12 protein-coding genes and 1 pseudogene are annotated in these 18,620 nt (G+C 73.6%); 3 read left to right on the top strand and 10 right to left on the bottom strand.

The features are described 5' to 3' along the window. Positions 1–36 precede the first annotated feature (36 nt). The 4 genes from AC1DU4_RS02015 to AC1DU4_RS02030 all read right to left on the bottom strand — a co-directional run bounded on the left by AC1DU4_RS02015 (position 37) and on the right by AC1DU4_RS02030 (position 4,659). Positions 37–1,485, bottom strand: a complete 1,449-nt coding sequence (locus AC1DU4_RS02015; RefSeq protein WP_477837442.1) for an aldehyde dehydrogenase — start codon at positions 1,483–1,485, stop codon at positions 37–39. A gap of 97 nt (positions 1,486–1,582) precedes the next feature. Next, positions 1,583–2,797, bottom strand: coding sequence for a phosphotransferase family protein (locus AC1DU4_RS02020; protein ID WP_477837443.1), 1,215 nt, complete (start codon positions 2,795–2,797; stop codon positions 1,583–1,585). A 184-nt stretch (positions 2,798–2,981) separates the two neighbouring features. After that, positions 2,982–3,869, bottom strand: coding sequence for an ROK family protein (locus AC1DU4_RS02025; protein ID WP_477837444.1), 888 nt, complete (start codon positions 3,867–3,869; stop codon positions 2,982–2,984). Positions 3,870–3,891: 22 nt separating this feature from the next. Continuing rightward, the gene (locus AC1DU4_RS02030; protein WP_477837445.1) at positions 3,892–4,659 is read right to left on the bottom strand and encodes a class I SAM-dependent methyltransferase; all 768 of its coding nucleotides are present in this window, start codon (positions 4,657–4,659) and stop codon (positions 3,892–3,894) included. 136 nt (positions 4,660–4,795) lie between these two features. Between AC1DU4_RS02030 and AC1DU4_RS02035 the strand changes: the two genes are divergently transcribed. Next, on the top strand, positions 4,796–6,034 hold the full coding sequence (locus tag AC1DU4_RS02035; protein ID WP_477837446.1) for a glycosyltransferase family 4 protein: 1,239 nt from the start codon (positions 4,796–4,798) through the stop codon (positions 6,032–6,034). Here the strand turns inward: AC1DU4_RS02035 and AC1DU4_RS02040 are convergent. Beyond that, positions 5,972–7,813, bottom strand: a complete 1,842-nt coding sequence (locus AC1DU4_RS02040; protein WP_477837447.1) for an MmpA family trehalose lipid delivery protein — start codon at positions 7,811–7,813, stop codon at positions 5,972–5,974. The genes AC1DU4_RS02035 and AC1DU4_RS02040 overlap by 63 nt on opposite strands. A 32-nt stretch (positions 7,814–7,845) precedes the next feature. On the opposite strand from AC1DU4_RS02040, the gene AC1DU4_RS02045 reads away from it, so the two are divergent. Continuing rightward, positions 7,846–9,057 (top strand): polysaccharide biosynthesis protein, encoded by a 1,212-nt coding sequence (locus AC1DU4_RS02045; RefSeq protein WP_477837448.1) that lies wholly within the window; start codon positions 7,846–7,848, stop codon positions 9,055–9,057. Here AC1DU4_RS02045 and AC1DU4_RS02050 read toward each other — a convergent pair whose 3' ends face one another. Further along, positions 9,058–9,813: a Mut7-C RNAse domain-containing protein gene (locus AC1DU4_RS02050; protein WP_477837449.1), complete on the bottom strand. Its 756-nt coding sequence runs from the start codon at positions 9,811–9,813 to the stop codon at positions 9,058–9,060. It abuts the gene before it with no gap. A gap of 131 nt (positions 9,814–9,944) precedes the next feature. Further along, the gene (gene pgfA, locus AC1DU4_RS02055) at positions 9,945–11,141 is read right to left on the bottom strand and encodes a cell envelope lipid trafficking protein PgfA (protein ID WP_477837450.1); all 1,197 of its coding nucleotides are present in this window, start codon (positions 11,139–11,141) and stop codon (positions 9,945–9,947) included. A 206-nt stretch (positions 11,142–11,347) separates the two neighbouring features. Here pgfA and AC1DU4_RS02060 point away from each other — a divergent pair. Then, positions 11,348–12,397: pseudogene (locus tag AC1DU4_RS02060) on the top strand (acyltransferase family protein); the annotation flags it as partial. A gap of 23 nt (positions 12,398–12,420) precedes the next feature. Here AC1DU4_RS02060 and AC1DU4_RS02065 read toward each other — a convergent pair. From AC1DU4_RS02065 to AC1DU4_RS02075, 3 genes are read right to left on the bottom strand one after another with little or no spacing between them, the layout of a single operon-like run. Beyond that, positions 12,421–16,893 carry an alpha-(1->3)-arabinofuranosyltransferase domain-containing protein gene (locus AC1DU4_RS02065; protein ID WP_477837571.1) on the bottom strand — a complete coding sequence of 1,491 codons (4,473 nt, stop codon included), beginning with the start codon at positions 16,891–16,893 and terminating at the stop codon, positions 12,421–12,423. Positions 16,894–16,906: 13 nt separating this feature from the next. Further along, on the bottom strand, positions 16,907–17,077 hold the full coding sequence (locus AC1DU4_RS02070) for a DUF2613 domain-containing protein (RefSeq protein ID WP_477837451.1): 171 nt from the start codon (positions 17,075–17,077) through the stop codon (positions 16,907–16,909). 41 nt (positions 17,078–17,118) lie between these two features. Continuing rightward, entirely contained in the window at positions 17,119–18,573 is a 1,455-nt protein-coding gene (locus AC1DU4_RS02075) for a glycosyltransferase 87 family protein (protein WP_477837452.1), read from the bottom strand. Positions 18,574–18,620: the final 47 nt, after the last annotated feature.

Genomic DNA, 18,620 nt, shown 5'->3' on the forward strand with positions numbered 1-18,620 from the left:
AGGTGCACGCCGCGCGTTCGTCGGTCAGCGGGAAGCTCAGGCGCCGTAGCCGGGCGGCATCAGGATGGACTTGAGCTCGCAGTACTCGTCGAGTCCCTCGGGGCCGTTCTCGCGGCCGATGCCGGAGTTCTTGTAGCCGCCGAACGGCGAGCCCGGATCGAAGGCGTACCAGTTGATTCCGTAGGTGCCGGTGCGGACCTGCTTGGCGACCTCGAGGCCCTTCTCGATGTCGGTGGTGTACACCGAGCCGGCCAGGCCGTAGTCGGAGTCGTTGGCGATCGCGATGGCCTCCTCGACGGTGTCGTAGGCGATCACCGACAGGACGGGTCCGAAGATCTCCTCGCGGGCGATCGTCATCGAGTTGTCGACGTCGGCGAAGATGGTCGGCTCGACGAAGAAGCCCGTCTCCAGGCCGGCCGGCACGCCGCCGCCGACGACGACGCGGGCGCCCTCCGCCTTGCCCTTCTCGATGTAGCCGAGGACCTTGTCACGCTGCGCGGCGGTGATGATCGGGCCGAGCTGCGCGGCCGGGTCGTCCGGCATGCCCATCGGCAGGAAGCCGACGAAGTTGGCCATGGCCTCGACGATCTCGTCGTAACGCGAGCGYGGCGCCAGGATGCGGGTCTGGCCGACGCACGCCTGGCCGGAGTTCATCAGGCCCGACAGCACCAGCATCGGCATGGTCGCCGGGACGTCCATGTCCTCGAGCAGGATCGCGGCGGACTTACCGCCGAGCTCGAGGGAACAACGCTTGAGGTTCTGCGCGGCGATGGCGCCGATCTTGCGGCCGACCGCGCTGCTGCCGGTGAAGGTGATCTTGTCGACGTCGGGGTGCGAGACCAGGTACTCGCCGGTGGGGGCGCCACCGGGGACGATGGACAGCACGCCCTCCGGCAGGCCGGCCTCGGCGAAGATCTCCGCGACGAGGTTGGCGTTCATCGGGGTTTCCGGCGCGGGCTTGAGCACCATGGTGCAGCCGGAGATGATGGCCGGCGCCAGCTTGTTGACCAGCAGGAACAGCGGGACGTTCCAGGCGATGACGGCGGCGACGACGCCGACCGGCTCACGCAGGACCTTGCAGACGCCGAACGGTCCGGTGCGCTCCTCCTCCCAGGAGAACGACTCGGCCAGTGCCGCGTAGCTGTTCAGCACGGCCAGCGACGGGGTCTTCTGCATGAGTTCGACGCCCGCGCGCGGCGCGCCCATCTCGGCCGTGATCAGCGTGCACAGCTCGTCGGAACGCTCCTCGATCAGCTTCGCCGCCTTGACGAGGATCTCGGCCCGCTGCGCCGGGGTGGTCTGCGGCCAGGGGCCGGTCTCGAGCGCGGTGCGGGCGGCGGCGACGGCGGCGTCGATGTCCGCGGGGGCGGCGACGGGAACGCTGCCGACGCGCTCCTCGGTGGCGGGCGAGAACACCTCGAGGCGCTCGTCGGTGGCGGGTGCCACCCACTGGCCGCCGATGTAGAGCTTGTCGTAGTCAGTCATGAGTTCTCTTCCTTGCTGGTGTGGGTTTTCGGGCTCGTGGTGTGAAGGTCGCGTGGCCGCGTGCGCTACGGCGGCGGGGCGCCGGTCCGGGTGGGCGTCACGACACCCCCGACCAGTAGGTGCCGTCGAGCATCGCCTCGAGGGTCGGGCGGTGCAGGATCATGTCGTCCGGGTCGGCCGGGGGCGCGGCCTGCCCGAACGCGATGGCGCGCGCCTGCACGCGGAACATGACCGTCGCGTGCCGCAGCGCGGCGAAGAGGATGTAGTAGTCGAGGTTCTCGGCCCGGTGCCCGGAGGCCTGGGTGTACCGGGCCTCCACGTCCTCACGTCGCATGAAGTCGGGCAGCCCGGGCAGGCCCGCCAGCGTCGAAAGGTCCTCGAAGAACCGGTGCTGGAAGATCATCCACCCCAGGTCCACCTCGCGGGGTCCGACCGTTGCCATCTCCCAGTCCAGCACCGCGACCGGCGCGAAGTCCCGGTACATCATGTTGCCGATCCGCGAGTCGCCCCAGCACAGCACCGCGGGGGAGTCGTCGGCCGGGACCGTCGCCTCCAGCCGGTCCAGGCAACGCTCGATCAGCGGGGACCGCGGGCCCTGCGCCGAGGCCCATTCGTAGTACTCGCGCTGGTTGGCCAGATAGGCGCGGAACGCCTGCTCCCCGGTGGGGCCGCCGCCGGGCAGCTGCAGGAAGTCGAAGTGCCGCAACGGGTCCTCGATGGCGTGCAGCTTCGCGAGCACGTCCACCGAGGAGTCCTGCAGGGCCCGGCGCTGCTCGGCGGTGGCCTCGGTCAGCCAGGAACCGAAGGTGTAGGGCATCACGTCCGGCGGGACGATGCCCTCGATGCGCTGCATCACGAAGAACGGAGCGCCGAGGGCGGTCGCGTCGGGCTCCGACCAGTACGTGGCCGGCACCGGCACGTCGGTGAGCTCGCCGACGACCCGCATCACGTCGAACTGGGTGCCCATGTCGTAGCTGGGGAAGATCGGCATCGTCGCGGCGGCCGGTTCGACCCGGGCGACGAGTTCGTGGGTCCGTCGTGCCCCCGGCGCCTCGTGAATGGCGTCCTCCGCGGACTCGGTCCACGTCGCGTCGAACAGGATGGTCTCGCTGGACATGCCGTTCGCCGCGGGCAGGCGCACGTCGGTGACCTGTGGGTCGGCGCCGTCGTGCAGTCGGGTCCGGAGCCAGGCCTGCAGTTCGCGGCCCAGTTCGGCGGTGTCGCGTTGGGAACCGCTGGGCCGAGCGACCTCGGAGTAGTTCTCGTTGTCGCCCGGAGGTGCGTCGGTGGGTGCGGTGTCGGCTGTGCTCACGGTGTCCTCGTTCCGTCGTCACCGTGGCCGCGGCGCGGTCCGACGGTGAAATAACCGAGTGTGGTGAGGAGCACAGTAGAACACGTTACAGAACCCTCGCGGGCAAATCAGCCCCCATTTCGGTCGAGGTTGGAACGAAACCCCGAATCGGCGTCCGACCAGGGCCGATGTCGGGTGGGTTTCGCTACTCCGCCAGCATCAACGCGCCCGCGCCGAACAGCGTCGCCCGACCGCCGAGCTCCGCCGGCACGATCCGCAGGCCCCGGCTGAAGGACAGCCGCGCGTGCCGGTCCGCCGCCTCGCGCATCGGGCCCCACAGCGGCGCGCCGGACTGCCCGAAGCCGCCGCCGACCACCGCCAGGTCCAGGTCCAGCAGCGCGGCGGTCGACGCGATCGCCGTGCCGACCGCGGTGCCGGCCCGGTGCAGCGCCGCGAGTGCCACCGCGTCGCCCGCGTCCGCGGACTCGGACAGTTCGTGACCCGTCGTCCCGGTCCAGCCGCGGGCGTTGGCCCAGCGAACCGAGGACGGTCCGCTCGCGACCGCCTCGAGGCAGCCGAATCCGCCGCACACGCACGGCACGTCCTCGGCCCCCGGGACCACCACGTGGCCGATGTGTCCGGCGTTGCCGGTGCGCCCGCCGACGACGCGACCGTCCAGGATCAGGCCGCCGCCGACGCCCGTGGAGACGATCATCCCGATCTGGTTCGCGGTCCCGCGGCCGGCTCCGAAGCGCTGCTCGGCGAGTGTGCAGCAGGCCCCGTCGACGGCCAGCGCCACGCGGGCGCCGGGGAACAGCGACCGGACCGCGTCCACCAGCGGGAAGCCGGTGCGCCACTGCGGGATGTTGAGCGGACCGACCACGCCCGCGTCGACGTCGACCGGGCCGGCCGAGCCGATCCCCACCGCCGTCACCGGCCGCCCGTCCGCGACCTCGCGCAGCAGCGTCTCCGTCGCATCCCAGACCCCGGCCGCGGGCGTCGGGACGCGTTGCTCGCCGAGCAGCTCGCCGTCGGGGGAGAGCACCCCCGCCGCCAACTTGGTGCCGCCGATGTCCAGGGCGAGAACGGTCATCCGCGCAGGCTATCGGAGCCGCCTACTTGCGCATCACCAGGACGAGGTTGCTCACCAGCAGCTCGCGCAGCCACGGCAGTCGCACCATCCACCACGCCCAGCGCGGGTGGTAGCGCGGGAAGGCGGCCAGCAGCCGACCCTCGGAAGTCGAACGTGCCCAGCGCAACCCGTCCGCGGCGCCGACGTCGAACAGGGAGACCCCGAACCGGTTCTTCGGCTCGTGGCCCTGCTTGCGGGCGTACCGGCGGGCCGCGTACTCGCCGCCCAGGAAGTGCCACGGGCCGGTCTCGTGGCCGCCGAACGGCCCCCACCACAGGGTGTACGAGAGGATCATCAGGCCGCCGGGCCGGGTGACCCGCAGCATCTCCTCGGCCATGGTCCACGGCTCGGGGACGTGCTCGGCGACGTTGGAGGAGAAGCAGATGTCGACGCTGGCGTCGCGGATCGGCAGCGCCATCCCGGACCCGCGGATCGCGTCACCGGCGGTCAGGCCCGCCGCGTGCATCTCGCTGGGGTCGGGCTCGACGGGGACGTACCGCGCGCCGGCCGCGCGGAAGGCCTCGGCGAAGTAGCCGGGCCCGCCGCCGACGTCCAGGACGATCCGCCCGGACAGCGAATCCCCGTTCGCCCCGGCGTAGAGGTCCTCGACCAGTTCCAGCGAGTCGCGGGCCAGGGCGCCGTAGAAGATGTCGGGATCGGTCTGCTCGTAGCGGAAGTCCGAGAGCAGTCGCACCGACCGACGGAGGGTGGCCCGGCGGGCGAAGACACGGGTCACGGGGAGGGCGGTCACGGGGAGCAACCCTAGCGAGCGGCGGCGCCGACGCCGGTTTCCGGTCCGGGACCGCAACAATTCGCAGCGTGCAGCCGATAAGGTAGTCGTCGGCCGCGCCGCGGCCGTCACCGCCCGAGGGTCCAGGAGTAGTGCCGTGCGCGAGGTTCTGTTGTTGTGCTGGCGCGACACCGGGCACCCTCAGGGAGGTGGCAGCGAGCGCTACCTCGAACAGGTCGGCACCGGACTCGCGGCCCGCGGCATCAAGGTCACCCTGCGCACCGCCGGTTACCCGGGGGCGCCGCGGGAGGAGTTCGTCGACGGCATCCGGATCAGCCGCGGCGGCGGGCGGTTCACCGTCTACCCGCGGGCGCTGGCCGCGATCGCGGCCGGTCGGCTGGGTTTCGGCCCGCTCCGCGGCATCGCTCCCGACGCGGTGATCGACACCCAGAACGGCATCCCCTTCTTCGCGCGCGCGGTCGCGGGCGCGCCGATCACCGTGCTGGTACACCACTGCCACCGCGAGCAGTGGCCGGTCGCCGGGCGGCTGGTCGGCCGGATCGGCTGGTGGGTCGAGTCCGTGCTCTCGCCGCGGGTGCACCGGCGCAACCAGTACCTGACGGTCTCGCTGCCGTCCGCGGAGGAACTGACCGCGCTCGGCGTGGACCGTGAGCGGGTCGCGGTGGTGCGCAACGGCGCCGACGAACTGCCCGCCGCCGTGCCCGCCGGTGACGAGGCCACCCGGACCACGCATCCGAGCGTGTGCGTGCTGTCGCGGCTGGTGCCGCACAAGCAGATCGAGGACGCGCTGTCCGCGGTCGCGGCGCTGCGCGGCCGCACCCCCGGGCTGCACCTGGACGTGATCGGCGGCGGCTGGTGGGAGGAGAACCTGCGCGAGCGGGCCCGCGAACTGGGCATCGCCGACGCGGTGACCTTCCACGGCCACGTCCCCGAGGACCGCAAGCACCAGCTGCTCTCGCGGGCGTGGGTGCACGTGATGCCCTCCCGCAAGGAGGGCTGGGGCCTGGCGGTGATCGAGGCCGCGCAGCACGGCGTCCCGACCGTCGGCTACCGCAGCTCGCGCGGGCTCACCGACTCCGTCGTCGACGGCGTGACCGGCCTCCTGGTGGACGACGCCGCACAGTTGACGATCGCGGTGTCGGAGCTGCTCGACGCCGCCGAGTTGCGCGGCGATCTCGGTGAGAAGGCGCGGATGCGGGCGTCGGAGTTCTCCTGGACGCAGACCGCGGCGGGCGTGCACACCGTGCTCGCGGAGTCGGCCTCCGGCCGTTACGTCTCGGGCCTGATCGGGGCGCCGGACGCGGCGGCCGTCTCAGACCCGGTCGGCGCGGGTCCGGCCGCGGTAGGCCAGGGCGCCGAGCGCGCTACCGCCTAGCAGCAGCGCCCACGCGAGGTGCGCGGCGACCGCCGCGGCCCTGGCCCCCGCCCGGTGCGGCGGCGGCGCGGGTTCGCCCGGTACCCGGTACAGCGCCAGGTGCTCGTCGGCGAACACCGGCTCGAGCTGCGCCAGGGTGCGCCCGGCGTCACCGACCGGTCCGGCGGCGTCCCGCTCGACGAGCACCCAGCCGACCCCCAGACCGGGCAGGTGGTCGGCGGGACCGCCGCCGATCAGCAGCGCCTCGACCCGTTCGGCGCGGGCCCCCTCGCCCCCGATGTCCGTGGACTGCCCGGCGTCGGTGACGAGCAGCCGGCCGGTCTGCGGCACGTCGAGCGGCAGCAGCCGCGGCGCCGGGTCGAGCACGGGGGCGTCGCCGCTGTACGGGAACCGGCGGAACGTGCCCGACGGCAGCACCGCGACGTCCCCGGAATTACCCTCGAGCCGCGCCGCGACCTCCGACCACGACGACGGGTAGCGCACGGGACGCAGCGCCCCGCCGACGCCCCACGCCAGGTCCGGCAGCGCGATCAGCACCGCGGCGATCCCCACCGCGGCCGCCGCCGGATTCCTCGCGGGCGACGGCGTGGCCCGCTCACGGTCGCCGAACACCCGGCGGCCGAGCCGGTCCAGGGCGCCCGCACCGGCCGCCGCGGCCAGCGCGTAGCCGGGGACCGCGAGCGCCACCCACTTCTGGGCGTCGCGCAGCAACCCGGCGCCGGGCACGTGCACCACCGCCCACTCGCCGGCCTGCAGACCCCAGCCGGTGGCGGCGAGTGCGGGCAGCGCGACCGCCGCCGCGGCCGTCACCCCCAGCGCCGCGATCACCGGGTTCCCGCGACGGCGCCACAGCGACGGCACCCCGGCGGCCACCACCGTCAGCAGCAGCGCCGTGCCGACCAATGCCCACGGCGAGGTCCGGCTGCCCGGCACCGCGTCCGCGTTCCAGATCCCGCCGAGCCCGGCGAGGCTGCCGACGGTCGCCAGGCCGGGCTCGGCGCGGGCCGCGAAGGCGGCGACGCCGGCCGGGTCCGAGCCCTGCGCCCCGGCCCCGGACAAGACGGTCGCGACCAGCCACGGGGCCGACGCGACGAGGGCCAGCGCGGCGGCGGTGAGCAGCCGCGGCGTCCGGGCGCCGACGCCGCCGGGCAGCGCCAGCAGCACCAGGGCCACGGTGGTCGCGAGGATCGCGCCGGTCGGTGTCAGGCCGGCCGCGGCGAGCGTCAGGCCCAGCGGGCACCAGGCCCGCGGCGACCACGGCGCGGCGGACCGGCGCAGTCGCAGCGCGGCGAGCACCGTCCACGGCAGCGCCGCGTACCCGGCGAGCAGGCTCCAGTGCCCCTGCAGCAGCCGCTCCGCGACGTAGGGGTTCCAGATCGTCACCGTCGACGCCAGCAGCAGCGGCCCCAGCGCGACGGTCGGCTGGGGGCACCTCCCGCTTGCGGGGGACAGCGCCGACACCATCCGGGCGGCGCCCCAGCCGGCCAGCCACAGCGACAGCAGGGTCAGCGCCTTGACGAGCAGGCCGCCGTCGACCACGGTCGACGCCACCGCGAGCAACGCGTCCTGCGGGACCGCCCGGGCGGCCGCGTCCGTCAGGCCCAGCGCGGAGTCGGTGAGGTACGACCGGGGGGTGCTCACCGCGTCGCGTAACAGCAGGTAGCCGGGCCCGAGCAGCGGCCCGAGGACCAGCGCGGCCAGCACCAGGCTGTACGCCGCGGGGACGGCGTCGCGCGCGTCGAACCGGGCCCGGAGGAGCCCCGCGGGCCGCGCGATCATGTCCGCACCCTAACGGGTGCGATCATGGGCGGATGACACCTCGCCTCGCCACCCCGTCCGCGGTGGCGGGGATGACGATGGTGACGGTCGGCTCGATGACCGCGAACGTGGCGTCGTACCTGCTGGCGCTGCTCGCCAGCCGGCTGCTGGGGCCCGCCGGCTACAGCGAGTTCGCGAGCCTGCTCGCCGCGCAGTTGGTCCTCGCGGTGCCGGCCCTGGCCCTGCAGACCGTGGTCGCGCGGGAGGTGGTCCTCGGCGGCAGTGACGACGCGCTGCGCAGGCTGGGCACCCGGTGCGCGGCGATCGTCGCGGTGATCGCCGCGCTGCTGGTGGTCCCGGTCGCCGCGGTCCTCGACACCGGGGTCGGCGCGACCGGCGCCGCCCTGCTCACCGCGCCGATGCTGGTCCTGCTGGCCACCGAACAGGGGCTGCTGCAGGGCCGCGGCCGGTTCGGGGAGTTGAGCGTGGTGCTGGCCGCGGCGGGCCTGGCGAAGGTGGTGCCCGCGGTGGTGGTGCTCGCGCTCGGCGGCGGACCGGGAGCCGCGTTGGCCGCCGCGGCAATCGGGACGGGGACGGTGGCGGTCGGGGCACGGGTGGTCGCGGGCCGGGGCGCCGCCGCACCGTCCGGCCAACGAGTGGCGGAGTGGGGGCACCGCCCGCTTGCGGGGGTGGGGGTCGCGGCGGTGCTGCGGGCCTCGCAGGTGCAGCTCGCGCTGATCGCGTTGTCGTCGGTGGACCTGCTGCTGACCCGGGTGGTGCTGGACGAGGCGCAGGCCGGGCAGTACGCCCTGGGCGCGGTGGCGACCAAGGCGGCGTTCTGGCTGCCCGCCGCGGTCGGGGTGGTGCTGTACCCGAGGATGGCCAACCCCGCGGACTCGGCGAAGGCGGTGCGGTCCGCGCTCGGCGTGCTGGTGGGTCTCGGGGCGGTGGCGGTGGTCGGGGCCGCACTGGTCGCGCCGCTGGCGCCGCTGCTGGCCGGGCAGGACTACGCCCCGGTGCAGGGGCTGCTGTGGGCGTTCGCCCTCGCCGGCGCGTGCCTGGCGGTGCTGCAGGGGGCGTTGCTGTCCGCGATCGCCCGCGAACGGACCCGGATCGCGTTGGTCGCGTGGGTGGGGCTGGCGGTGGAGGTCGGGCTGATCCTGGGGTTCGTGTCGAGCATCCGGCAGCTGATCACCGTCGCGGTGGTGACCGCGGCGCTGACCGCCGCGGTCGTGAGCGTCGCGGCGTTGCGCTCCGCCGACTGATCACAGCACCACCCCGACGGCGGCGAGCCGCTCCCGCAGCCGCTCCGGATGGCTCCCGGGCCAGTACAGCCGCCCGCAGCCCGGGCAGCGGGTGAACTCGCGGTACTCGCGCGCGACGGCGTCCGGCACCCGGCCGAGTGCGGCCGCGCGGGGCACCCGTTCGAGCGGGCTGTTGCAGCGCGCGCACCGGGTCAGCGGCGAGATCCGGGACCACAGGTCGAAGCGGTCGAGCACCTCGCGCAGCTGCCGTCGCGGGTCGGTCTGGTGCACGAACGCGCCGTGCGTGAGGCAGGCGTGCTCGAGGAGTCCGACGTCGCGGGTCAGCACGGTACGCCGCTCGGCCCGCGAGATCTCGAGCAGTTCGTCGTCGCCGAAGTCGTTGCGGTACCGGCAGTCGAACCCGAGCAGACGCAGGTAGCCGGCCAGCCGGCCCAGGTGCACGTCCGCGACGAACCGCGGCTCGCGCAGCGGCAGCGGCCGCAACCGGGTGACGCCGGTCAGGTCGAACCGCTCGAACACCGGGTACACGGCCACCCGCTCGCCGCCGCGCACCCGGTGCCCGAACCCCACCGAGACGCCGTCCACGAGGATCAGGTCGACCTCGGTGTGCGGGACGCCCAGCGACTCGATCCGGTCCTTCACCGAGGGGGTGCCGTCGAAGGCGTGGGGGAAGGTCCGCCTGCGCAGCGCGGGCGCCAGGAAGTCGTTCAGCTCCTCGTAGAAGCGGAACTCGCAGTGGTGTCGGGGTGGTCGCATCGGCGTCGTCCCGGGGGTCTCGGGCGACCGGTCTCGACCGCCTCGTCCCGATTGCCAACGTACGCCCGCGGCAGGAACGCGGAAGGCCCGCACTCGGTGTCGAGTGCGGGCCCTCCGTGGATGTAGCGAGATTACAGCCGGGTGGTCGGCGGGTCCTGCTCGCGCGGGTCGACGGCCGGGAAGACCTCGGTCTCGTCCGCGGTCCAGTCCTGACGGGGAATCATCTCCGTCGCGGGGTCCTGCGAGTCGTACGAGCCGTAGGTCGGCTCCGCGGCGTTGCCGGGCTCGGTGGGCACCGGGCCGGTCTCGGCGTTCTCGGCCGGGTCCTTCGGGCCGCGACCACCACGGATACCGAGGAAGATGCCGGCGGCCAGCGCGATCACGCCGAGGATGCCGGCGATGATCGGCACGGTCCGGCCGAAGGTCGACAGCTTGTCAGCGCCGTCCTTCGCCTGTCCGACCTGGTACTCGATGGTCTCCTCGTTGAACGGCAGGGTCACCTTGAGGACGGTCACCTCGGGGTTGTTCGCCTCGCGGGCGTAGTACTGGTACAGCTGCTCCTGGCCCTTGACGATGACGCCGGTGACCGGGTCGACCCAGAGGTCGCGCTCGTTGGTGTACCAGCGGCTCATCGTGACCGGTGCCGCGCCGCCCGGGACGCCCCAGGTGTCGGCGGGGAGGCTCAGCTTGTTGGTCGCGGACGGTGCCACCTTGGAGAGGTCGACGGGGGCGACCTTCTGGTTGTAGTGGTACACCTTCAGTCCGTTGATCTCCGTCTCCTCGACGAAGTCGATGTCATGGGTGGCGCGCGCGTTCAGGTCGAAGTACGGGTACGCCTTCTGCTCCGCGTCGAACGGGAACTTGTACTGCAGCCCGTCGCGGTCCGGGATCTCCTTGGCGGGCTTGTCCGCGTCGATCTGGATGGTGCTGGTGCCACCCGGGATCGGCATCGAGCTGACGCGGTCGAGGCTGATGGTGTCCACGCTCGCGGTCAGCAGGCCGGTGTCGCCCTTCTTGTCGGTGCGCCGCACCGTCTGACCGGCCTGGACGGTGATCTCGTCCGCGTTCGACGGGTCGACGACGGTGACGTAGCGCTGCGCGACGATCGGCACGCCCGTGTCGACGACGGCCTTGCCCGCGGCCAGGGCCTTCGCGTCGAGCACGTCGCCCTTGCCCTCGGCGATCGTGGTGACCTCGAGGTCCAACGGGGTCTTCTTGAGCTGGCCCACGGTGTAGGTCGGGATCAGCAGAGCGGCCGCCAGTAGGAATGCGCCGAGCCCCACCAAGATGCAGGCGAGTGTCCTGCTCGGCCCTGAGCGTTCCGCCATACCGATTCTCCTTAGTCCTTCGTTGCCACGTCCCCGAGGCGGGGCCCGCAGGCCACGCCGAGCGAAGAGTGTCCGCACTGGGACACTCGGTGAGCCAGACAGTAACAGTGTCCAGCCCCAGATTGAGCTGGCACGCTCTATTTTGGGCACCGTAAGACGCGCCCGTGCGCGTGTGCGGCGCCGGTCCGGGGCAGACTGGACGCCAAATGGCTACCCAGGCAGCACTCGCGCAGCGCCCCACGTCGACCTCCCGGGGCTTCGTTCCCGCGCTCGACGGCATGCGCGGTCTGGCCGCGGCCGCGGTCGTCGTCACCCACGTGGCCTTCCAGACCGGGGCCACGTCGACGCCCGTCCTGGGCCGGGTGTGGGGCCGTTTCGACCTGGCGGTGGCGGTGTTCTTCGCGCTGTCCGGATTCCTGCTCTGGCGCCCGCACGCCGCCGCGGCCCACGGACTCGGTGCTGCGCCGGGAACCGGCCGCTACCTGCTGCACCGCGCGGCCCGGATCCTGCCGGTGTACTGGCTGGTGGTGTGCGTGGTGCTGTTGTTCCTGCCGGGCGCGGGCGGCGGCGGGACGGTGTGGGCGGCGAACCTGGCGTTGGTGCAGGTGTTCGTCCCCCTCACCCTCACCGACGGACTCACCCAGATGTGGAGCCTGTCGGTGGAGGTGGCCTTCTACCTGCTGCTGCCGCTGTTCGCCTGGGCGATGGTGCGGCTGCGCGGGCCGTCCGCCCGGCTGCGGGTCCCGGTGCTGCTCGGTGTCGCCGCGCTCAGCCTGGCGTGGGGGTTCCTGCCGATCCCGACACCGGACGGCATCCACGCCGACAACTGGCTGCCCGGGTACCTGCCGTGGTTCGGCGCGGGCATGGTGCTGGCCGAGCTGGTGATGCTGCCGGACTCGCCGGTGCACCGGCTGGCGCGCCGACGCGGCCTGATGGCGACGGTCGCGGTGCTCGCCTTCGGGCTGGCCTGCACGGAACTGGCCGGCCCGGAGGGGCTCACCCGCGCGGCGCCCTGGCAGTACGCGACCAAGATCGCGCTCGGCGCGGTGCTGGGCTTCGCGCTGCTCGCGCCGCTCGTCCTCGACGGGTCCCGCGAACACCGTTGGCTGGCCGGCCCGACCGCGCTGGCCGTCGGCCGCTGGTCCTACGGACTGTTCGTCTGGCACCTCGCGGTGCTCTCGATCGTGTTCCCCGTGTTCGGCATCGCGCCGTTCAGCGGCAGCTTCGTGTTCGTGCTGGTGCTGACGCTGGTGCTGAGCCTGGCGGTCGCGTCGGCCAGCTACGCGCTGGTGGAGGAGCCGGTGCGGCGTGCGCTCGCCGGCTGGGAGAGCCGGCGCCGGGCCGCCCGGGCCGCCCGCGCCGAGATCGGCAGCACCGCCAGGCCCACCGCGACCACTGAGACCAGCGCCGCCAGCTGAACCAGGGCCGAGTGCCCGACGTACCCGGTCGGGGACCGCCAGGGCCCGGTGGAGAGCAGCACGGCGCTGAGCGCCGTGCCGGCGCCGGCGATGCCCACCAGGACGCGGGCGGCCGTCGCGGGCGAGCGCCGCACCCCGACCGTCACCGCGAGCGCGGTCACCGCCGCCGCGACCAGCGTGCCGACCGGGCCGGCGACGAGGGTGGCCAGCGCCAGCACCCCGAGGTAGCCGACGGTGACGCTGCGCCAGGTGCGGGGGGCCGGGCCGAGGCCGTCCTCCGTGCGAGGACGAGGGCGCGGCCACGCCGCGAGCGCCAGCAGCGGGATCAGGGCGAGCAGTCCCACCCCGATGCCGAGCCGGTACCAGCGGTCGGTGGGGTAGGTCAGGGTGACGGCGCCGTCGGTGCCGGCGGGCAGGATCCAGCCCTGCTGCCAGCCGTCGACCACCACCGGGGCGAGTTCGGTGCCGTCGGCCGCGGCGGCGACCCAGCCGACGTTGTGCGACTCCGGGACCACCAGCAGCCGGTCGGCGGCGGCCGGGTCGACGCGCAGGTCGCGGCGGTCGGCGGACCAGCCGTCGGTGGGCACCCGGGTGGCGGGCAGGGCGACGGGCACGGCCGGGGCCGCGGCGACGCCCGTCGCGGTGAGCGCCAGGGCGTCCACCGAGAACGCCGGACCGGGCACCACCACCACGTCCTGCCGTCCTGCCGTCAGCGGGACCGCCAGGTCGACGCCGTCCGAGGGGGAGTCCTGGTCGGCGGTGACGACGCCGTCGGGCCCCTCGACCGAGCAGACGGTCGCGGGCACCGGTGCGCCGGAACGCAACTGGCCGACTGTCGCGGTGACGGAGGTCCGCAGCACGTGGCCGGCGAACGAGACGGCCGGTCCCTCGTCGCAGCCGACGGTGACGGTGCGCTCGGTCGCCGACCACGGGTCGTCGCCCGTGCCGGCGACCGGGCGGTCGCCCGTGGTGAGCACCCCGACCTCGGCGAGTCCGGTCGGCTGCTGCTGGGCGAACCCGAAGGCCGTCCGGTCCAGCAGGTCCTCCCAGCCGACGATGCTCAGCTCGATTCGGTCGGTGACGGCCGGTTCGAGTCGAATGACCTTGCCGTCGTTGACTTCTCGCACCTGCGGTCCGGTGCCGAGGTCCACCGCGACCGAGGTCGGCGCGGCGGGCAGCGTGCCGAGGCTCGCCGTCAGGTCCAGGCCGGTGACCAGGGTGGGCTCCGGAAGCGTCAGCGTCAGAGTCGGTTTCGCGCCCCGGCCGCGGGCGCTCTCGGACGGGGCGATCCAGGTGGTGCGGGGGTCGCCGTCGACGGCGGCGGAGGCGGCGCCGCGGGCGTCGCCGATCGCGGCCTTGCCCACCGCGAGTGCCCGGTCGGGGTCGGCGAGCAGCGCGTCGAGCGCCGCGCCCTGCCGGGACCGCACCAGCAGTCGCGGCGCGACGGCGGTGTCGTGGGGCACCGACAGGGTGCGGTCGAACACCCCGGGCTCCTCGGGGTGCAGGGCCAGGCCGACCTGGCAGCGCACCCGGTCCGCGGCGTCCACACAGCCGGTGTGGCCCGGGAGTTCCTGTCCCAGGTCCCAGCCGGCCACGGTCGCACCGGCGGGGGTCGGGGGCAGCACGGTGCGGTGCCGGATCGGTACCGGCACGGCGTGGTCCGAGTCCGAGTAGTCGTCCACGCCCAGCTCGCTGATCCCGAACTGCATTCCCGCCGAGCCGTCCTCGGTCCTGACGGCGGTCACCTTCAGCCACGGTGTGGGCCCCGGCGGCAGTGAGACCGTCAGCTGCGCCCCGGGTTCGGTCACCCGCACCATGGTGCTGCCGTTCGGGGTGGTGACCTCGATCAACTTCACGGGGGGGCCGAGCGCGGCGGCGCTGGTGCGCAGGTGCAGCAGCCCGCGGGTGATGGGGGCGTCGAGGTCCACCCGAAGCCACTGCCCGAGAGCGCTTTCGAGTCCGTTGCTGAACCAGCCGGTGGACTCGTCGCCGTCCACGGTGGCGGCCGGCCCCGCACCCGGTGCGGTACCGCCGAGCTGGGTGGCGTCCGACGCCGAACTCGAGACGGTGATCGTGGCGCCGTCCCACTGGCCGGTGACCAGGGGCGCGCCCTCCACCGCGTAGTCGGGCACCCGGTTGTGGGTGCGGCGCGGGTCGTCCGGGGCACGCAGCGCGGAGCTGTGGTTGTCCACCTCGCCGAAGTCGGTCTCCCGGTCGGTCGGGGTGTCGGTGACCGTGACAGTCTCGACGGGCAGTCCCGCACGGGCCGCATCGGCGGCCAGCAGCACGGGCGCGGCGGTCGGCCCCGCGACTGCCGTGTCGCCGTCCGGGGGCCGGGAGTTGAGCCGCAGCAACGACTCCGGGCCGCCCTGCAGGACCGGCACGGAGGCCAGGTCCACGGTGTACGGACCGGCGGCGACGGGGTCGGGCCGGGCTGGGTCCTCGACCCGGAAGATCTCGATCGCCGGGTACCGCGGCCGCAGGTCCCCGTCGGCGACGAAGCCGTCCACGTGCCCGGGGCCGACGTCCTCGCCGAACTCCGCGACCTTCGTCAGCCCGGGCGAACCCTCGACCGCCTGGTGGACCAGCAGCGGGCGGGTGGAGCGGGAGGTGTCGGGATCGAGGTCGTTGCGCACCACCAGGTAGCTGATGCCCTGCCCGAGCAGCGTCGGGGCCAACCCGTCGGAGGGGCTGCCGTCGGCGATCAGCCGCTGCACGGAGTCGAGGGCGCGGATCGCGCCGGGCGGCACCAGCGGCACCACGTCGCGGACCGCCCACGGGGTGCTGGCCAGCGCCTGCAGCGGCTCGTCGCGGGTCAGGCCCCACACCTGGCTGGCGAACGGGGCGCCGGGCACCAGCAGCGCGCGCTGCGCGTCCGAACGGTCGGGGGAGTCGCCGCCCGCGTGCTCGTCGAGCCAGTCCGCGGCCTCCTGCCAGTAGCCGGGCACCTCCGGGTAGGCGCCGCGCGGGGCGATCCGGCCGGTCCAGGCCACGGAGGTGGCGAGGGTGAGGGCGACCAGGAGCAGGCTGGTCACCGCGACCATCGGCTCCCGCTCGGGGTGCGCGAAGGCACTGCGCCAACGCGGCCCCGGCACGGACCCGGGCAGCGGGACCTTCGCCAGCAGGTGCGCCAGGCCCAGCACCAGAGGCAGCCGGACCAGCGGTTCGAGTTTGTGCACGTTGCGCAGCGGGGCGCCGCCGGAGTCGAGGAACTGCCGGACGGTGTCCGCGACCGGGGACCCGAGTTCGCCGACGTAGCCGGCCGCCAGACCGGCCAGCCCGACGAACAGGATCAGCGTCAGCCGGCCCCGCGCGGGCATCGCCCGCATCGCCAACCCGGCCATCCCGGCGGCCGCGATCAGCCCGGTCGCGACCACCGCGGCCGGCTGGGTGACCAGCACCGCGCCGCCGATGCGCTCGGGGGAGACGAACGGCGTCCAGCTGTCGGTGCCGCGCAGCACCTCGGCGAGGCTGGTCCACTGGGTGGTGACGCCCGACGACTCGATGTAGTCCAGGAACGGCGGGCTGACCCGGCCGAGCAGCAGCAGCGGCACCATCCACCAGGCGACGGCGACGACGCACAGCGGCAGCCACCACACGGTGAAACGCCACCAGCGGCGGTTCGGCCGGTGCGCCACCCACCACAGGGCGGCGACCAGGCAGGCGGCGGCGGTGGCGACGGCGTTGACCGCGCCCATCAGCGCGACGGCCAGCGCGGACTGCGCGGCCAGTCGCGGCATCGAGGCGCTCCGCGCCTGTGCGCCTTTCTGGTCGTGCTGACTACCGGAAAGGCGCACGGGCGACGTAGTCGCCAGGATCACCGGGAGCAGCACCCAGGGGGCCAGCATCATCGGCAGCGACTCGGAGGAGATCGAGCCGAGGGTGGTCAGGACGCGGGGCGCGAAGGCGAACGCGACCGCGGCGACGATCCGGGAGCTACGGCTGCCGACGCCGAGCGCCTCCGCGACCCGCACGACGCCCCAGAAGCCGGCGACCAGCAGCAACGCCCACCACAGCCGTTGGGTGATCCACGGCGGCACGTGCGCGAGCTGGCCGAGTGCGAAGAACGCGCCGTGCGGGAAGAAGTAGCCGTACGCCTGGTTCTGCACCTGGCCGAGCGGGGCCTGGCTGCTCCACAGGTGGGAGGCGCGGGCGAGGAACCCGATCGGGTTCGCGGTGAGGTCGTACTTGGTGTCGGCGACGAGCAGTCCGGGGGACTGGATGAAGACGAGCACCAGTGCCACGACGGAGGCGCCGAACAACCACCGCCTCGAGAGGGGTTCGGTGTTCGGCGCCTCGGACGTCGAGACTTCGGTGGTGCGGGTAACCGGGATCGTCGTGGAGCGGTTAGCGGCTGCCGTACTCGACCTGGTTCAGCAGGGAGGACGTGTTGTTGCCGCTGGTGTCGACGTCCGGACGGGTGTTGTCCGAGGCGGCCGCGGTAATGCCGAACACGGCGCCGAAGCCGAGGATCGCGCCGACCACTGCACTTGCCACACCGGGGACAAGGAACTTCATCTCGGATCTCCCATTTACTGCTGCCTGGACAACGTGTCGCGTCAAGGTATCACCCGGGCCGCCGGTGTCGGGTCCGCTTCCCCCTCGTCGGCCCGTTGCGTCGGCCGGATCGGCTCCGGCGCCGCGCCTTCCAGGACATTGCCGCCGGGGTCCGCGCCGGCGACGGCGGCCGGCAGCGGGAAGTCGTCGACGGCGCCGCGGGATCGGACCAGCAGGGTCGCGGCCGCGACGACGGCGAACGCCAGCGGGTAGCAGCCCGCGTAGACCGGTGCCAGGACGTGCGCCCACCACCGGTCTGGGTCGAACGGCATCATGAACAGCCCGATGCCGATCGGGTGCTCGGCGCCGTGCAGGCCCGGGCGGTCGGCGTAGTCGTGCCACCAGGTCAGCGCGGGGAGGGCCGCCGCGATCGGCACCAGCCACCGCGACGGCGCCGCGGAGGTGAGCGCGAAGTGCAGGGCCAGCACGAACAGCGGCACGAACCACACCCAGTGGTGTCCCCACGAGAACGGGGAGACGGTGGCCGCCGTCATCCCGGTCAGCACGACGGCGAGCAGTTCGTGCCCGCGACGGTGCGCGACCCGCGCGGCGGCGACACCCAGGACCACGGCGGGCACCGCGAACAGGAGCCACATCCAGGTCGGCGGCTCGAACACCCCGGCGTTGTCCGGGTTCGAGTACCGGGCGACGTCGTAGAAGCGGAGCAGCTGCCCCAGCACCCCGTTGACGGACTGGTTGCTCGGCGCGTCCACCGGGCCCACCCGTTCGGTACTGCGGAACTGGCCGGTCCAGTACGACCAGGCGTCGCCGGGGATCACCGCGAACCCGACCGCGACGGTGGCGGCGAGGGCGCCGACCGCGGTCACGCAGCTGCGCCACTGCCGGGTGACGGCGAGGTAGACCACGAAGAAGCCTGGGGTGAGCTTGATGCCGGTGGCGACGCCGACGCCGACGCCCTTGAGACGGGACCCGTCCGGCCGGGTCAGGTCCCACAGCACCAGCAGCATCAGGAAGACGTTGACCTGGCCGAGCCAGACGGTCGTGCGGACGGGTTCGAGCGCGGTGGCGGCCACCGCGAGCAGCACACTGAGCAGCCGCACCCGGCGGTCGAGCCGGTAGCCGAGGCTCTTGAAACTCAGTGCGACGGTCGCGGCCAGCGCGAGGAACGTCGCCGACCACCACAGGACGTTCGCGGCGGACTGGGTGATCAGCGCGAGCGGCGCGAACACGATCGCGGCGAACGGCGTGTAGGTGAACTGCATCCCGAACAGGACCGGGCCGTTGTAGACACCGGTGCGCTGTACGACGGCGTCGCCGCCCGCGCGGTAGATCGCCAGGTCCGCGTAGTTTCTGAACAGTCCGTAGAACGGGTTGTCCAGCGGCGCCGCGACCACGTGGAAGACCAGCACCCCGACCGCGGCGACCGCGGCGGCGGCCACCAGCGGCCACCCGACGACAGGCGCCTCGGCGGGTGTTCCCGGTGGCTTGGTCAACACGAGAAACGACGCTACGTCGAGACGACGACGAGGTGCGGGACCGGCGA

The sequence above is a fragment of the Rhodococcus sp. P4_F5 genome, assembly GCF_056401315.1.

Coding starts and splice junctions, on each gene's coding strand:
- AC1DU4_RS02070 (WP_477837451.1), bottom strand. CDS start 17,077: ATGAAGTTCCTTGTCCCCGGTGTGGCAAGTGCAGTGGTCGGCGCGATC.
- AC1DU4_RS02050 (WP_477837449.1), bottom strand. CDS start 9,813: ATGCGACCACCCCGACACCACTGCGAGTTCCGCTTCTACGAGGAGCTG.
- AC1DU4_RS02025 (WP_477837444.1), bottom strand. CDS start 3,869: ATGACCGTTCTCGCCCTGGACATCGGCGGCACCAAGTTGGCGGCGGGG.
- AC1DU4_RS02040 (WP_477837447.1), bottom strand. CDS start 7,813: ATGATCGCGCGGCCCGCGGGGCTCCTCCGGGCCCGGTTCGACGCGCGC.
- pgfA (WP_477837450.1), bottom strand. CDS start 11,141: ATGGCGGAACGCTCAGGGCCGAGCAGGACACTCGCCTGCATCTTGGTG.
- AC1DU4_RS02045 (WP_477837448.1), top strand. CDS start 7,846: ATGACACCTCGCCTCGCCACCCCGTCCGCGGTGGCGGGGATGACGATG.